Below are 16,592 nucleotides of genomic sequence, written 5' to 3'. Positions count from 1 at the left end.
TTATGCAGAAACTGCCGGGTTGTAATTGTGTTTACCGAACATTTCAAAAGTTCATCAAGTTATGCCGAAGCTGTGCGCCGGATTACCTCTTGCCATCCCTGGTAGTCTAAAAACACCTGTTCGTTAGGCTGTGGCGAAATAAAGGTTTTATCGGTATTAAGTTTCTGAAGGTGTTCGAGGTTTTTATAAACCCCTGATTTCAACCCGGCCATATAGGCGGCACCTAACGCGGAAACATCAGGAATGCCAATGTTTACAATCGTTCTGTTGAGGAGGTCACACAAAAACTGCATAACAAAATTGTTTGCAGTAAGTCCACCGTCCACCATCAGTTGCGCCAGTTCAATTCCTGAGTCGTGTTCCATGGCAACAATCACGTCCTTCACCTGGTAGGCCACCGACTCAAGCGCGGCACGAACCACGTGATTTTTGTTGCAATCAAACGTAAGTCCGTTGACAGATGCTTTCCTGCTCATGTCCCAATGCGGTGCGCCTAGCCCGCTAAAGGCAGGAACAATGTAAACACCATTATTTCCCGTTACCGCGGTTGCCATTGCTTCGGTCTCCCGGCTGTCCTTAAAAAGTCCAAGGTCATTTTTTAACCACTCGATGGTTGCACCACAGGTAACGATCACGCCTTCCATCGCGTAGTCTACCCGCTCCTCTGTGCTCCAGCAAATTGTTGAGATCATGCCGGTTTTCGATGCTTTTGGTTCACTGCCGATGTTCATCATAATGGACGAACCGGTACCCAGCGTGGCTTTCGCGCTTCCGGGGGTAAAACAACCTTCACCAAAAGCTGCAGCATGAGAGTCACCGATCATACCCATTATGGCAATCTCTTTGTCGAGTAGGCCCTCAAAGTCCGAATGCCCAAAGTATGCCGATGAGGGTTTTACTTTTGGCAGGTTTAATTTAGAAAAGTTGAAACGGGCGAGCAGCGCCCGGTCCCAGTTGAGGTCACTCAAATTAAAGAATAAGGTTCGCGATGCATTGGTGTAGTCGGTATAGTATTGTAAGCCGCTGGTAAGTTTAAACAACAGCCAGGTGTCTACGGTTCCAAAGTAAGCTTCGCCCTTGTCGATTGCTGCACGAACCCGATCATCGTTTTCGTACAGCCAAATGAGCTTGGTGCCTGAAAAGTATGGATCGGCAATAAGACCCGTTTTCTCGCGGATCACTTCTTCCAAACCCTGCTGTCGCAGCCGTTCGCAAACCTGCACCGAACGTTTGCATTGCCAAACCACCGCGTTATGTAGTGGATTACCATCTTTGTCCCACACCACAAAGGTCTCCCGCTGGTTTGAAATGCCACAGGCTTTCAATTGCGAAAGGTCTCCTCCGCGAGCCTTGAAGTCGCTCGTACAGGCCGCGACTGAGTCCAGTACGTTTTCATAAATCGCCATGGGATCCTGCTCAACAAAACCACCTTCGAGAAAATGTGTTTTCAGGGGTACACTCCCGCGTGCAACAACTTTTGCAGCCGCATCAAAAATGAGGGTTTTTGTACTGCTGGTGCCCTGGTCGATAGCGAGGATGTAGCTCATTTATTAGTTAAGGGTTAAGAGTTAGGAGTTGAGAGTCGGGTTAGATTATTTTGAATGTTGTATGTTAAATGTTGAATGAGGACGAGGGTGAAGAGTTATGAATTATGAGTGGATGTTAGCTGGGTTTGATACTTATTGGAACGCTTAATGTTTCGGGAATTAATTAATGGGTTGATTTAATAATGATGGGTTATAATAGATAGTGATGAATTATGAACAATAGTGTTGCGTCATGAACGATTGTGATGAATGATAAGACAATGTCGTTTACTTAAGGGCATTTTTTTGGTGACCAGCTGAAGGAATACTAATCTCCATCGTTGTGTCACTCACTTGTACAACATCGCTTTACTTACCGCAATCGTACCACTAAACTTAAGTAAACGACATTGAATAATAGAGATGAGGTATGAGACAAGATTTTTGTTCAGGTCGCCCACATGAAATCTTTTTTGACTTTTGACTTTTGACTTTCTTTACATTTTGCATTTTACATTTTGCATTTGCCTTTCTATTCTTTCGAATTCGCTTTATCAATGATCACGGCTACCAGGATGACAAGTCCCTTTACCACTTGCTGCCAAAAGGGCGATACGTTCAACAGCACCAGTCCATTGTTTAGCACCCCAATGATAATGGCGCCCAGTACGGTGCCCAGGATGCTGCCACGACCACCTGAAAGTGATGTTCCGCCAATCACCACAGCGGCTATGGCATCAAGTTCGTAGGTGATACCCGCGTTCGGTTGTGCGGAGTCAAGTCTGGAGGTTACGATGATGCCACCAATTGCAGCAAGTGCACCCGCAATAGCATACACCGACATCTTAACCCGATTGATTCGTATACCCGATAAACGTGCTGCGCTTTCATTTCCGCCGATGGCATAGATATACCTGCCCAGCGGGGTCTTACGCGTGAGCATATGTGCAAGCAACACAATAACTGCCGAAATCCACACCGGCACGGGTATACCCAACAGCCAACCGGTTCCAACATAAGCAAAGTTGGAGCCCAGCCCCGAGATCGGGAACCCTTTTGTCCAAAGCATGGTTAAGCCACGCGCTATTGTCAACACCGCCAGGGTTGCTACAAACGGTGGAACCTTAAAGCGGGTAATGGTAAAGCCATTGAACCATCCCAGCAATGTGCCGAGTACAATGCCCGATATGATGCTGCCAAATACGGTAAAGCCGATAAACAAATTCGCCGAGGGCAGTTCAATGCCATTTTTCAACAGCCCGGCTGTAACAGCACCACACAATGCGAGCACCGAGCCAACAGAAAGGTCTATTCCTGCTGTAAGCACAACCAGCGTCATTCCTGTTGAGATACAAATGTTCACCGAGATTTGTCGCAAAACATTCCAGCCATTGGCAACCGTCAGGAACTTATCGGAAAGTAAACTGATCACCAGGCAAAGAAAAAAAAGTGCAATCAGCGATTGAAACTTTGCAAGTTGTTTTGGGGCGTTAGCCAGGGTTAGGGCCTGCATATTTGTTGGTCGGATTAGTTGTAAAAACGAAGGCTGTTACGTTGATCAGATGGTTTTGGGAATGGCACATTTAAGTATCCTGTCTTCGGTGGCCTCATTGATGGGCAAGGATGCGGTTAAACAACCCTCCGCCATTACTAGCACCCGGTCGGAAACCGCAAGTATTTCGGGCAACTCGGAGGATACCATGATGATACCCAGGCCTGCCGCTGCCAGCTTAAGGATGAGTTTATAGATCTCGTTTTTGGCATTGATATCAATGCCCCGCGTAGGCTCATCAAGCATCAGCAACACTGGGTTTGTTGCAAGCCACTTTGCCAATACAATTTTCTGCTGGTTGCCTCCACTAAGCGTACCGGCTAATTGCCGGTCGGATGAGCTTTTGATCCGGAGCTCGTCTATGTATTTACCTGATAAAGAGCATTCCTTTTTGTTATCCAGGAAACCCATATTGCTTAGTGCTTCAAGGGTTGTTATGCTGATGTTCTTTCGAACATTAAGGCCGAGCATCAATCCATCTTTCTTCCGATCCTCCGGCACCAATGCAAGCCCGGCGGCAATGGCTGCACACGGCGACTTGAAAGCAAGCGCATTCCCGTTAACCGTTAAGCTCCCCGAACAAAGGTTAGGGTGCAATCCAAATACGGTTTCCAGCAATTCAGTACGTCCTGCACCCATTAAGCCAAAAACGCCCACGATCTCGCCGCGGTTTACCGTGAAAGAGATGTCTTTTAAACGTAAGCCCTGTTCTTTAATCCTGTGTTGCAGGTTCAACCCACGTACCGCCAGGATAGTCTCGGAATTGCCGATCCCATCTGCTTTACGTACCATGTTCACCGATCTGCCAACCATCTTGCTGATGATCCCATCATGGTCAGTGCCGTTCATCCGCCCGTCTTCAATCACCTGCCCATCTCTCATGATAATGTAACGGTCGGCAATCTTAAACAACTCATCAAGTTTGTGGGATATGTATGCGATTGCCTTACCTTCTTTGCGCAGGTCTTCAATTATCGAAAACAGCACGTCAACTTCGCTTTCACTAATCGCAGAGGTCGGTTCGTCCATGATGATCAGGTCCGACTCGAGCAGCAAGGCTTTTGCAATTTCAACCACCTGCTGCTGGCCCACCTTCAATGCATAAACCATTGTATCCGGCGAGATGGTCAACCGCAACCTGTCGAGCAATGTTTTGGTTTTTGCTGCCATCGCTTTTTTGTCGAGGGTGCCCCAGCGTGTCAATATCTCACGACCAAGAAATATATTTTCTGTTACGGTAAGAAAAGGCACAAGGTTAAGTTCCTGGTGTATGATGGTGATGCCTTTTTCCTGGGCTTCTTTTGGATTTGAAAAACGTACTACCTGATCCTTGAAACTGATGGTGCCCTCATAGTCGGGATAAACACCCGAAAGGATTTTCATCAATGTGGATTTACCCGCGCCGTTTTCACCAATAATTGCGGTTACCTCGCCGGCATTTAGCACAAGCGAAACGTTGTTGAGGGCCGTTACGCCGGAAAACTTCTTGGTTATGTTTTTTACAGCAAGCACAGGCAGACTTTTATTTATCCTTTATCAGGTTCAGCGCTACAGGTATAATTTCCAGGTCGTCAAGTTTCAGGTGTTGCCTGTTGAGTTCGATTGCGCCAACAAAGTGAACCCGGTCGCCTTTTTTTGCGGTTGATTTAAAAGCGGGCAAAACTTCGTTACGAACAATCTTATTCACTTCAGCTGATACGTTATTAAAATCGGCGGTACTCGAAAATTCGTTTAGGTTAATCAGTCCGGAGGCATCGCGTATGGCATTGCCAAAAACGAATTCCGTTGCGATCTTCAACGCACTTTGTGTACTATCGTTTTTGCTGATCACGGCAACATCATTTTCATTTATCCCTGTTATTTCTCCTGTGCCCTGCACCAGGAAGTAACGGATATTGCCAATACCAAGCGCATGTGAATGCCTGTTAAACGCGGCTTCTTTATCAACCCTGGCTAGTGCAAGCAATTGGTTGATCTCAACAGCATTTTTCAATGCAGGTTTCAACCGGGTATCGTAATACTTCCGGGCATAAGCAGAAGCATCAAACTGTTTGTGGGCTGAGGCCCTTACGGCGTCAAGCTTTTTGAAGTACACCGAATTATAAGCGACAAATACAAGGGCCGCAAGGCCGAGTATGTATTTCAAGGTTTTCTTCAAAGCAGGAGTTTTTGGGTGTGAAGGGCTGTGCTGAATCAATCACAAGTTGTGTGCGTCTAAAATTCGAGCTTATACAGCTGATAGCAGTAAGTCTTAGCAGTGGCATTTGTTTACGGGTCAGGATAAGGAAGGGGCACTAACCTGCACGCATTCAACCGCCTTTTACAGGACGTACGCAGCACTAAAACATGCAGACCTTTTCAGTGCAAAACAAGCTAGTCCTTTTTACCATAAGCTATATAATCCTTGATGTTTTCTTTGGTAACCAGTTCTACCGCAACAGGCATCTTTTTGGGAAATTCACGTTTTCCTTTCAGGTATTCGTCGGCATAAACGGCAGCCGTTTCTGCCATCACTTTCGGGAATTGCATGGCGGTTGCAGCTATCTTTCCTTCGCCAATACCGGTGATTGCATCTTCAGCACCATCGAAGCCAAATACTTTTACATTAGGCTTGCCCGCCGATACCAGTGCCTGGTATGCACCCATGGCCATCGCGTCATTCCCACAAAATACCGCGTCGATATTTGGATGGGCCTGGAGTATAGATTCGAGTACTTCCATCCCCTTGTTGCGATCGAAATCTGCGCTTTGCTGGGCAACCATCTTTAACTCAGGGTAGTAATCAACCAGGCTGTGAAAACCCTTTGATCGTTGCCAGGTATTGTTGTCGCCGACAAGTCCAAGCAGTTCTACGTAATTGCCTTTTTTGTTTAATTGTTGCACAAAGTATTTACCCATTGCTACGCAACCGGAATAGCTATCGGAAAGAATCTGTGAAGTCGCAGCGTCTGAATTCACTTCCCGGTCCATACAAAAAACGGGCACACCTGCCTCCTTTGCTTTTAACACATTCACTACGGAACCATCCGCATCGGTAGGGTTAAAAAGTACGGCACTATAGCCGGATGCCAGCGCATTTTCGAAGTGGTCGGTTTCAAGCGCCGTATTGTTTTGCGAGTCAAAAATTTTTGCTTCGTAGCCAAGTTCTTTTGCCTTTGCTGCTGCATTTTCCGCCAGGAAAACAAACCATGGATTGTTTAAGGTGGATACAATTACCGCCATTTTCTTAGGGCCATCGCTGCGCTTACTTTTACAACCGAAGCCGAAGGCCGCGGTAAGCATTAGCAGCAGGAGAAATGATGGAGCGCGAAAAAAGAATTGTTTCATATGAAGTCGTTAGGCGTTGGGTATTTGCTATTGGGTATTGAGGTATTCAGGGGAAAGTTTATCAGTTGATAGGTTGATAAGTTGAAGATTTGAGCAATCAATAAATCTCTTTTAAAGATGAATTCACTGCCGGCACTGCTCCAACTCAAAACTCATCATTCATAACTCAATGTCGTTTACTTAAGCTTGTTGTTGCATATTCGGTCAATATAGTTATTCAGTACAAGGGAGTGACACAACGATGGCAAATAGAATTCTTGTAGCCGGTCACCAACTAAAGCTCTTAAATAAACGACATTGATTCATAACTCATCATTCATAACCTTAACTCATCAATCATAACACTTAACTCATAATGCTTAATTCATAACTCTTAACTGTCTTCCTCCCCTTCGTTTTGATCAGGGCAATCAATGTGATACGCCCAACAACTCCATAACGGTAGCTGCTATCCCCTCACCTGAAATACCATAGTGATTAAGTATCTCAACTTGAGAACCGGTGACAGTGTATTCATCAGGAATACCGACAATCTTGAATTTATTGTGGTAGCCACTCTCCAGTAAAAATGAGGCGCATGCTTCGCCGAGTCCGCCATATACGCTGTGTTCTTCTATCGTTATGATGGGACTACCGGAAGCAGCAACTTTTGCAAGCAATTCATAATCCAGGGGCTTGATGGTATGCATACTGATCACGGTTGCGTGAACATCATCGTCGGACAAAAGTTTTTCAGCGGCTTGCAATGCCGGGTAAACTGCTTCACCAGTTGCAATCAATATAACATCTCCACCTTCACGAATGATCCGTCCTTTGCCAAATTCAAACGACGTATTGTTTGCATCCAGTAAAGGCATTACCTTTTTTCCAAACCTTATGTAAAACGGATGCGGTGAACCAGCAGCCAGGGTGATGGCTCTTTCGGTTTCGAAGTTGTCGGCAGGTGCAACAACTGTTATATTGTTGACTGCCCGAAGCACGGCATAGTCGTGAAGGCTATGGTGGGTAGAGCCAAGTGCGCCATAACTTACCCCGGCACTAATGCCAATCACCTTCACCGGGTTATCGGAATAAGCAACGTCGTTTTTGATCTGTTCAAGTGCACGAGCAGTAAGAAAACAAGCTGGCGATACGGCAAACACTTTTTTACCTGTTGATGCAAGTCCGGCAGCAACACCAATAAGGTTTTGCTCGGCAATGCCTACCTCCACCAACTGTGCAGGAAACTTATTTGCAAATGGTGTTAGCTTGCCTGAACCCCGCGAGTCACTGGTTACCACCACGATCTGTTTGTCGGTTTTTGCGAGTTGCTGCAGTGTGCTGGAAAATACATCCAGGTTGGCTTTATCGGTTCCGGTTTGTTGTTCGATCGCTCCCAATTTGATTATTTTTTATACTAGGTTCTTTAATAAGTTGATCCATTCTGATCTTCAGGGTATACGGCAGGTTATCGCTGTCATTCGGTGGCATGTTAATGGTTAAAAGACCAGCCAACCATTTCCAGTCAACTTTTTTACCTGTCGCAAGTACGGTAACATCAGCAACCCGCATTGTTTGGGGAAACAAGGACTGATTAAAAGCTGTTAGTGATTTAGATTGGCCTGCCTCAGGCGTGCTTAAAAAGGTTGCATATACAAAGTTGCCTTTGCTCGTATACCTGATGTCGTCGGCAGTATAGCCCACTTCAAAATACTTCCTTCGGTCTTTCAACAAGGGCCTGTTTTTCTCGATTCCAGGACCCTCACCGAATACCACCCAGGGGCGGGTATCATAGATTGCCTCACCATTCAGGTGTAGCCAGTTACCTATCGCTTCCAGTACTTGTTGTTGTGCTTCCGGAATGGCTCCGTCGGCATCGGGCGAAACGTTCAGCAGGTAAACCCCGTTTTTACTAACGGCATCTACCAAAACCTGCAGGATGTTTTGTGCAGACCGTAGCTGCATATCGGGAGTGTACGACCAGCTGTAAGTGCTGATCGGCTCCTCGGTTAGCCATGTTTCCGGCATACTGCTATCGGGACGGGTTTTTTCATACGTCCGCAAGCCTACGTGTTCGGGCAATTCGGCCGATTTATAAAGGATCAATTGGTGCTTTGGACCCCGGCGCATATAATCTTTCACGATCTGTTTACGGTATTGCTCCGGGATGTGGTTTAACCTGGAGTCAAAATAAAGCAGATCGGGTTTATACTTGCCGGTAACCTCGAGCACCTTTGCCGTCCACTGTTCACAAAAGGCTTTATCGGGGCGGTCCGCTAATGGCTTGTGTTCCCATGCTGCAACAGACACCACCGGACCATAAAGCGAGGCATATTGCGGATTGCCGGCGTCGACAGTGCTGTCGAATGTTGGATACCATCCCCATTGCCATTGGTGATGAAAGGTGGCCATAAAGGGCAAATCCTTTTTATGCGCGGATTTCGATAGTTCACCAATCACATCACCGGGACCGAGCCGTTTCGCATTCCACGGGTTCACCTTGCTGTTCCACATCGAATAACCATCGGCGTGTTCGGCTGTACAACCAATAAACCGGGCACCTGCCCTGCTAAAAAGGGCCACCCAATCTTTTGCGTTGAAAGCTTTTCCCCTGAACTGGTTTACAAAGTCTTTGTAGCCAAAGGTTTTTTGTGAACCATAGGTAGCAAGCTGGTGGCGGTACGATTCTGTTCCTGGAACATACATGCTACGTGAATACCACTCGCTGTTGTACGCGGGTACGGTGTATGGGCCCCAATGTACGTAGATGCCAAACTTGGCAGCCGGAAACCACGACGGTACAGGATTTTGAAGTCCGGCCCAGGAGCTGTCGTATGTTTCCTGCGCAGTTGATTGCTGCAAAAGCAGGACGACCAGTGATATGGTTAAGCAAACTTTATACATGTTGTCCCCCTAGCAGGCTTATCAATCCATATTGCACTGCTGGCCGCGTACCTTAAAAGGCGGCAAGTGCAAGATCCAATTCCTGTTCGGCAGTGGCATATTCTTCTTTGGTTGGTACACCATGGTGCCACTTCAACTGGTTTTCCATATAGCTGATGCCTTTGCCTTTGATGGTATGCGCAATAACCAGGTTGGGCTTACCCGATGCAAAGGGTATGGATTGAAATGTGTCGTTTAGAACATTAAAGTCATGGCCATCCACATGCCTGACTTCCCAGCCAAAGCTTTTGAATTTTTCATCTATCGGGTCAGTATTACAAACATCGGCAGTGGTTCCGCTGATCTGGAGTTTGTTGTGGTCGATAATGGCGCAGAGGTTATCCAGTTTGTAGTGCGATGCCGTAAGCGCAGCTTCCCAATTGGAACCTTCAGGAAGTTCGCCATCACCCAATAATGTAAACACGCGATAACTTTTACCGTCGAGTTTGGCTGCAAGTGCAGTACCTACACTAATGGGTAAACCATGCCCGAGTGCACCGGTGTTTTGTTCAACCCCATACACTTTACGGGTGGGGTGTCCGATATAATGCGACTTGTATTGGCAAAGTGTTTCAAGGTCGGTCTCGGGAAAAAATCCCCGGTCGGCCAATACCACAAATAAGGCTTCTACTGAATGACCTTTACTTTGTATATAACGGTCGCGGTCAGGGTCGGAAAAGTTATCGGCACTTACGTTTAGTATATTGTTGTAAAGCACCGCAAGTATGTCTACGCAGGATAGGCTTCCACCGGTATGACCGGCTTTTGCTTTATAGATATAGTGCAATATTCTTTTGCGATACTCCAGTGATTTTTGTTGCAGGTCTTTTTCTGAAATCATGGCGATAATAAGTAAAAATTAAAAAGTCAAAAGTCAAAAATGCGAGACGATACCAGCAGGCAAACACGACTCATTTATAACAATGGTAACTCAGGATTAAAACGACATCTAGCAAGCTTGCGTGGATTTGGTTAACGAAACATCCGAGAATAAACTTCTTCCTGCAAGCTTTTGGGTTTACCAACAACTGGTTTATTGAAAATGATGTGCGAAGTTATTCAGGAGCAATTCTTTTTGGGCCAGAATCCAGGAATTCTATGAAGCATCGTTGCGTCGCACTCTTGTATTTGTGGCAAACTCTTCAGCTGAATTATCGGGTAGGTTGAAGTTCCTGCCAAGGCACCGTGATGCCTAATCAACAACGCATAATCAAATTAAAATGCCCAATTCAACATTCAAAATTCAATGTCGTTTATTTAAGAAAAGTGGCAGAAAAAGGTGAATAAAGGCATGCGGTACAAGGGAGTGACACAACGATGGCAAATAGAATTCACACAGCTGGTCACCAAAAGATTTCTCTTAAGTAAACGACATTGATTCAAAATTCAACATTAAAATAATGCTAACCTCCGTGTTGATACACCTCCCAATCCATGTAGTTCTCAAAAGCTTCTTTGAGTATTGTTCCTGTTTTGGAAGCATTCATCACTACGTGGTGCTCAAAACCTGTTTTGCAAACAAACTTCATCAGCCCCTGCAGGTCGTTGATCTGGGCTACCGCACGGGTACCAAAAGTATTGAGCGCATCATCGGTAAGTTTCCCTTCACCAAAGTAAGCCTTTATAATACCCTTATTATCGTCGGTACTAATGCGACCATAGGTAAGTGCAGAAGCGGGTGTGCGACCTGCAAGTGCACCATAGGTGTTTTCCTCACCTACTGTTGTTCCAAGTATCGGGGCTGTGCTGATTTCAATATCCGGTAAAAACGATTTTGCCCAGTTACCGCAATGAAACAAAACACATTTTTCGTCGTCGTTTGCATAGTTGTTGTTCCAATCGACAAGTGCACTGGGTGATCCTGAAGCAAGCTGCATGGCATACATGGTGAGGGTTCCGGTTACGTCCACTTCACAGGCACTTGGCAACATGTTTTCACTCATCATACTCATGCTCGTACATACGTTGCAACCATAGTTTTGTTGTATTGATGTCCAGCATTGAATGGCGGTAGCGTCCAGTGCATGTTCCTGCATAAATTCCCTTAATACCACATCGAGTTTGGCGATCTGCACCAGGCGATCTTCAGGGGTACGGCCGGTAGATGTGTATGCGCGGATTTCATCCATGCGCAGTTTTACGCTACCGTCATCTTTGGTGAGCTTGTTGGCGGCACCAAGAATGTGCGACAGGTCCACTGTAACCACGGATATACCGTGGCGCTGCAAAATCTTCTCACTATACCGAACGGTATTGAAAGCACCGGGTCTTGCTCCTACCGCACCTATTCGAACCTTTCTGAGTCCGCGTACCACACGGCAAACGGCAACAAATTCACGCAGGTCGTTTGCGAACGATTCGTCTGAAGGATGTACCACGTGCTTGGTGGTGAGCGAGAATTTTATCCCGTATTGGTAAAGGTTATTGCAAACGGAAATTTTACCGCACCATGCGTCGCGACGGCGCGCGACGTCCATTTTATCCAGGTCGTCGGGATATGCCTGCACGAGCACGGGTACATTCAGACCCGCGAGCTTGAGGGTTTCGGCAACACCTTTTTCATCGCCGAAATTTGGCAGCACCACCAATACGCCAACAATGTCGTGTGCATGTAACTTAAATAGTTCGGCACACTTATGCGCTTCCTGGAAAGTTTCTACACCACCCAGTTTGGTGGCGCTTTCTTCCAGCATCACCGGGCGAATGTTTGCTTTTTCCAATGCGGTTAAAAGGTCAGCACGGCATTCACCTACGAGTTTATCAGGAAAAAAATCGCGGTTACCAATGATTACACCAAGGGTTAGTTTTTCAGTCATGTTGTCTTAAAAATTTGCGGATTACGGATTAGCGGATTAAACCGCAGAGAACGAGAGTGGCAGAGAAAAGCCGATTAACGGATGACGGATTAGCGAATGACGGATTCATGTAGTCCCGACTTCATCAAACTTCTGCAGCAAAGGGGCTTCTTTTTATTTTTGAATTTGACTTTTGAATTTTTTACCGCAGAGAACAGGAGAAGCGAATCACGGATTAGCGAATGACGGATTAAACCGTAGAGAAATGAGAGCAGAGACTTCGCAGAATCCGTTCTTTTTACTTTTTGATTTTGACCTTTGAATTTTGTACGTAGAGAGTTAAAATGGCTAAGGCTGCGCTGAGAAATAATCCCAGGACATAACCCGAAAGCTAAATCCGACTTCTACATGACCTACATAACTCTGCACGCGAACCCTTCAACAATTAACATACAACATTCAACATAAGCTGCTCAAGTCATAACTCTCAATTCATAACTCATCACTAAATCGGTGGATCCAGGTGTATTAACGGCTTCATGAGTTCCTCGACATTCACCGGAGTAATATCCAGCTTGTCGCACCAGCCTGTGAAGCGATCATAGATTTCGTCGAGGGTTTGTTTTTGTTGGGGTGTAAGCTCAAGCGCATGGGCGCGGCTGATGGTACGCACGGGTAAGCCGCGTTTACGCAGGAAGTATTTTGCACTCATTGGATAAGCCACGTGGATGGCGGGATCAACAGCGGAAAGTTCAGCTTGCAACCATTTTACTTCCTCCTGCTTATCCGGATTAGAAGCGTTATTGCACATCCAGACCAAAATCTCAGGGTAAAAGTTTCCCGAGATCGACGACATACCTCTAGCACCCATTTGAAGCGAATGCATCGCGTTTGGTGTGTGCGCGTCATAAAACTCCAGGTTGGGATCGTTCTTCGCAATTGCAAGTTTTGCTTTTACCTGCTCCAGCTCAATTGACGTGTCTTTGTGATACACAAAGCGGTTGGTAGCAACCAGCTTTTCAAATACGGGTGCCGACAATATGCGTTTGTATGGCGCAGGGCATTCGTATAGTCCCAATGGAATATCACCGGTAAGTTTGAGCATCCTGTCGAAGTTGCGCATCAATACATCGTCATCATCGTCGACGTTGGCATAGTGCCCGGTAATAAGGATAACCGCGTCGATGCCCGTATCGTATATCCTTTGGGTAAAATCTGCTTTGTCTTCGATGGTAAGTCCGAATGAGCCCGTAGCTACAATTGGTGCCCGGCCTTTTACATAGCGCACAATATGCCGGGTAAGGTCAAGCCTTTCGTCTTCGCTGATGCTGTACATTTCGCTGCTCAGGCAATTGGCGAAAAACCCTTTCACCCCGGCGGCCAGGTAAAAATCAACCAGCCTTGAAACCGCATCCAGGTCAACCTTTGCTTTAAGGTTAAACGGGGTGATCATTACAGGAACAAATTTCTTATCAGGTAATTGCATAAACGATCATTTAAAATATGGAGTGTAAAACTGCAGGCAAGTGCATAATCTGAAATATGCTATCGTTTCATTTTTGCTGCAAATAAGGTGACACCTGGGTTCATTCTACAATGTTCACCATTGTGCCAATACCGGTTATCCAAATGGTGATTTCGTCGCCTTGCAGCAAAGTAAAATCATTACCGGGAACAACGCAGGTTCCGGTTGATTAAATAATAGTCCATCTAAAACTACCTTTCGTTTGCTGTTGCCTTTTCGTGTACATATTACCGCTAAGGCTGCAGCTGCACAATGGTTTGCCGACGAACGCAATGCGACGCCCGTCCGACTGGCGCGCCCGGGCGGGCAACGACGATCCGTCAATGAACAAATGCCGGTACCAAAACTTTTTTGCACTACGGTTCAATCGTGGATACGGGCTCCTCTGTCGGCAAGGTTAATTTGACCTTTGTTTTTGCTGCGGTTAACAGCAGGCCCGCAAGAAAAATTGTTAAGGTACCTACGATGATTACCATACTCTTGTGCAATGGATTGCGCAGGAAGGCATACCGGTCGGGGAGGTAAACCGAAAAGGTCATCCATAAGATTACGACAATGCCAATTGCGGTTGCGGTAAATGCTTCATGGCTCCTGGTTTGCCGGCTGATGATACCCAACAAAAACAATCCCAGCATACCCCCGGCAAATATGCCGGAGAGTTCCCACCAGATATCGAGCAGGCTTTTGATGCCTATCATCGCGATGCCCGTGGCGAGCCCTAGTAAACCAAATACAACAGTAGCCACGTGCAAGGTGTACAACTTGCCTTTTTCGCCGATGTTGGGGCGGAAGTATCGTTTATAGATGTCCATTGTGAACACCGTGGCGGAGGAGTTCATTCCCGAACTGATGGTGCTCATGGCTGCCGAAAGTATAGCGGATACAATGAGCCCGACAAGCCCGGTAGGGATCTTCGTGACCATGAAATGCGGCATCACTTTATCGCCATAATCAGCAGGTGTTAATGATGCAGCCATTCCGGAAACCTGGTTTGCTGTCGCCCCACCGCCGAGGCGTTCGGCCGCAACATTCAGCTTCACCGTTTCGATCATCTCGGGATGAACCTGGTAGTAAGCAAACAGGCTCGCGCCAATGATGAAGAACAACAATGAAGCGGGAACATATAATGCGACGCACAACCATATTGAACGGGAGGCTTGCTTTGATGACGTAGCTGTATGATAACGCTGCACATAATTCTGGTCCATTCCAAAATTATTCAGGTTGATAAAGAACCCGTAAAAAAGCACCACCCAAAAAGTTGACTGGGTTAAATCCGGACTCAAGCTGCCGAGGCTGAATTTATTCTCCTGCATACCGATATCGATAATGCCGGAAACCCCGCCCGGCATTTCGGAAACGATAAGGTACAGGATAAGCAGGGCACCAAGTGTTTTAATTACCCCTTGTACGACCTCTGTCCAGATTACCGCTTCCATACCACCCATTACGGTATAGAGGATTATGCAAATACCCATGACGATCATAATCGTTGCCATAGGGTAACCCAGCAGCGCCTGCAGGCTAAGGGCAATTCCAAAAAAGATGGAACCCATGCGGGCAAGTTGGGTTAGGAGGAAACAAACAACAGTGTACGTTCGCGCCCAGGGACCAAACCGGTTTTCGAGGTGGGTATAAGCGGAAATTTCACCCGTTTGCCGGTAAAAGGGCACAAAATATTTTGATGCGATCCAGGCGGCGAAAGGCATGGATATGCTGAAAACAAAAGCATTCCAGTTAGAGCCAAATGCTTTTCCGGGAACACCCAGGAAAGTATTACTGCTCAGGAATGTCGCGTATATGGATAGGCCAATTGCCCACCCGGGTATAGAGCCGGAAGCTTTGGTGAACTGGTCGGAATTTCGGTTTTTGCGCGAGAAATAATAACCCACAAACACCATCGTCAGGAGGTAGATGATGATGATGGCGAGGTCAAATATGGGTAGATTTTTCATGGCTGTTTTGCAATCGAACAAGAACAACTGGGTAGCGCCGGTGGGGCATGGAACCCGATTAACAAATTTTGAAAACAAATGGCTGGTAGCGCCGGAACATGAACATCCGATCAATCAATTCAAGCAGATGGGTTGCCCTGATGGCGTTTGGACCCGATCGTGATACACAGGGTTTGTCGCGCGACGTGGTAACAACATGTTGCCCCGCTGGGGCATGAACGGCATTGTGTTACCGGGTAGGTTTCGCCGCTGGGGCATGCTCCTATACGGATTACCCAGTGGATTGTTGCGCTGGGGCATGCTCATCCAATTTGTCGATTGATTTTGCAATTGCGTAGCCTCTATCGGGGATAGACCCCATCGTGTTACACATAGGTGGTCGCGGTTTGATGAAATGTAGCATTGATTATGTTCAATATCCCGCACAAATGGGTTGCCCCTCTGGGGCATGGACATTCGATTTATGAACCGTGTCTAATGATATGTTGCCCCGCTGGGGCATGGAACCGGATCTATGAATCGTGTCTAACGATATGTTGCTCCGCTGGGGCATAAACATTCGATTTATGAACCGTGTCTAATGATATGTTGCCCCTCTGGGGCATGGACGGCATGGTGTTACAGGGTAGGTTTCGCCGCTGGGGCGTGCACCTATACGGGTTACCCAGTGTATTATCGCGACGGGGCGTGATCATCCAATTTGTCGATTGATTTTGCAATTGCGTAGCCTCTATCGGGCATAGACCCCATCGTGTTACACAGAGGTGGTCGCGGTTTGATGAAATGCAGCATTGATTATGTTCAATATCCCGCACCAATGGGTTGCCCCGCTGGGGCATGGACGGCATGGTGTTACAGGGTAGGTTTCGCCCTGGGGCGTGCACCTATACGGGTTACCCAGTGGATTGTTGCGCTGGGGCATGTTTATCCAATTTGTCGATTGATTTTGCAATTGCGTAGCCGCTATCGGGTATAGACCCCATCATATTA

The 16,592-nt window shown here is 46.7% G+C and carries 11 protein-coding genes; all 11 read right to left on the bottom strand.

What is annotated here, in order from left to right:
- Window positions 1–59: 59 nt before the first annotated feature.
- The 11 genes from EXU57_RS07755 to EXU57_RS07705 all read right to left on the bottom strand — a co-directional run bounded on the left by EXU57_RS07755 (window position 60) and on the right by EXU57_RS07705 (window position 15,602).
- Window positions 60–1,547 (bottom strand): FGGY family carbohydrate kinase, encoded by a 1,488-nt coding sequence (locus EXU57_RS07755; protein ID WP_133267613.1) that lies wholly within the window; start codon window positions 1,545–1,547, stop codon window positions 60–62.
- 511 nt (window positions 1,548–2,058) lie between these two features.
- Window positions 2,059–3,039, bottom strand: coding sequence for an ABC transporter permease (locus EXU57_RS07750; protein ID WP_133267612.1), 981 nt, complete (start codon window positions 3,037–3,039; stop codon window positions 2,059–2,061).
- A 45-nt stretch (window positions 3,040–3,084) separates the two neighbouring features.
- Window positions 3,085–4,590, bottom strand: coding sequence for a sugar ABC transporter ATP-binding protein (locus EXU57_RS07745; RefSeq protein ID WP_133267611.1), 1,506 nt, complete (start codon window positions 4,588–4,590; stop codon window positions 3,085–3,087).
- Between the two features lie 10 nt (window positions 4,591–4,600).
- A complete protein-coding gene (locus EXU57_RS07740; RefSeq protein WP_133267610.1) occupies window positions 4,601–5,236 on the bottom strand; it encodes a DUF2291 domain-containing protein in 636 nt (211 codons plus the stop codon).
- Window positions 5,237–5,451: 215 nt separating this feature from the next.
- Window positions 5,452–6,405, bottom strand: a complete 954-nt coding sequence (locus EXU57_RS07735; protein WP_133267609.1) for a D-ribose ABC transporter substrate-binding protein — start codon at window positions 6,403–6,405, stop codon at window positions 5,452–5,454.
- Window positions 6,406–6,815: 410 nt separating this feature from the next.
- Window positions 6,816–7,784: a transketolase family protein gene (locus tag EXU57_RS07730; protein WP_133267608.1), complete on the bottom strand. Its 969-nt coding sequence runs from the start codon at window positions 7,782–7,784 to the stop codon at window positions 6,816–6,818.
- Window positions 7,750–9,288 carry an alpha-L-fucosidase gene (locus EXU57_RS07725; RefSeq protein WP_133267607.1) on the bottom strand — a complete coding sequence of 513 codons (1,539 nt, stop codon included), beginning with the start codon at window positions 9,286–9,288 and terminating at the stop codon, window positions 7,750–7,752. Before EXU57_RS07725 ends, EXU57_RS07730 begins: the two co-directional genes overlap by 35 nt.
- A gap of 52 nt (window positions 9,289–9,340) precedes the next feature.
- Entirely contained in the window at window positions 9,341–10,168 is an 828-nt protein-coding gene (locus EXU57_RS07720; protein ID WP_243745541.1) for a transketolase, read from the bottom strand.
- 562 nt (window positions 10,169–10,730) lie between these two features.
- Entirely contained in the window at window positions 10,731–12,143 is a 1,413-nt protein-coding gene (locus tag EXU57_RS07715) for an L-fucose/L-arabinose isomerase family protein (RefSeq protein WP_133267606.1), read from the bottom strand.
- Window positions 12,144–12,627: 484 nt separating this feature from the next.
- Window positions 12,628–13,608, bottom strand: coding sequence for a dihydrodipicolinate synthase family protein (locus tag EXU57_RS07710; protein WP_133267605.1), 981 nt, complete (start codon window positions 13,606–13,608; stop codon window positions 12,628–12,630).
- A 395-nt stretch (window positions 13,609–14,003) separates the two neighbouring features.
- A complete protein-coding gene (locus tag EXU57_RS07705) occupies window positions 14,004–15,602 on the bottom strand; it encodes a sodium:solute symporter (RefSeq protein ID WP_133267604.1) in 1,599 nt (532 codons plus the stop codon).
- Window positions 15,603–16,592: the final 990 nt, after the last annotated feature.

The organism is Segetibacter sp. 3557_3 (genome assembly GCF_004354985.1).
Lineage (GTDB): Bacteria > Bacteroidota > Bacteroidia > Chitinophagales > Chitinophagaceae > Segetibacter.
Note: the sequence above shows the minus strand (reverse complement) of the source record. Positions and strands in the feature narration are given on the sequence as shown.

Coding starts and splice junctions, on each gene's coding strand:
- EXU57_RS07755 (WP_133267613.1), bottom strand. CDS start 1,547: ATGAGCTACATCCTCGCTATCGACCAGGGCACCAGCAGTACAAAAACC.
- EXU57_RS07750 (WP_133267612.1), bottom strand. CDS start 3,039: ATGCAGGCCCTAACCCTGGCTAACGCCCCAAAACAACTTGCAAAGTTT.
- EXU57_RS07735 (WP_133267609.1), bottom strand. CDS start 6,405: ATGAAACAATTCTTTTTTCGCGCTCCATCATTTCTCCTGCTGCTAATG.
- EXU57_RS07725 (WP_133267607.1), bottom strand. CDS start 9,288: ATGTATAAAGTTTGCTTAACCATATCACTGGTCGTCCTGCTTTTGCAG.
- EXU57_RS07720 (WP_243745541.1), bottom strand. CDS start 10,168: ATGATTTCAGAAAAAGACCTGCAACAAAAATCACTGGAGTATCGCAAA.
- EXU57_RS07715 (WP_133267606.1), bottom strand. CDS start 12,143: ATGACTGAAAAACTAACCCTTGGTGTAATCATTGGTAACCGCGATTTT.
- EXU57_RS07710 (WP_133267605.1), bottom strand. CDS start 13,608: ATGCAATTACCTGATAAGAAATTTGTTCCTGTAATGATCACCCCGTTT.
- EXU57_RS07705 (WP_133267604.1), bottom strand. CDS start 15,602: ATGAAAAATCTACCCATATTTGACCTCGCCATCATCATCATCTACCTC.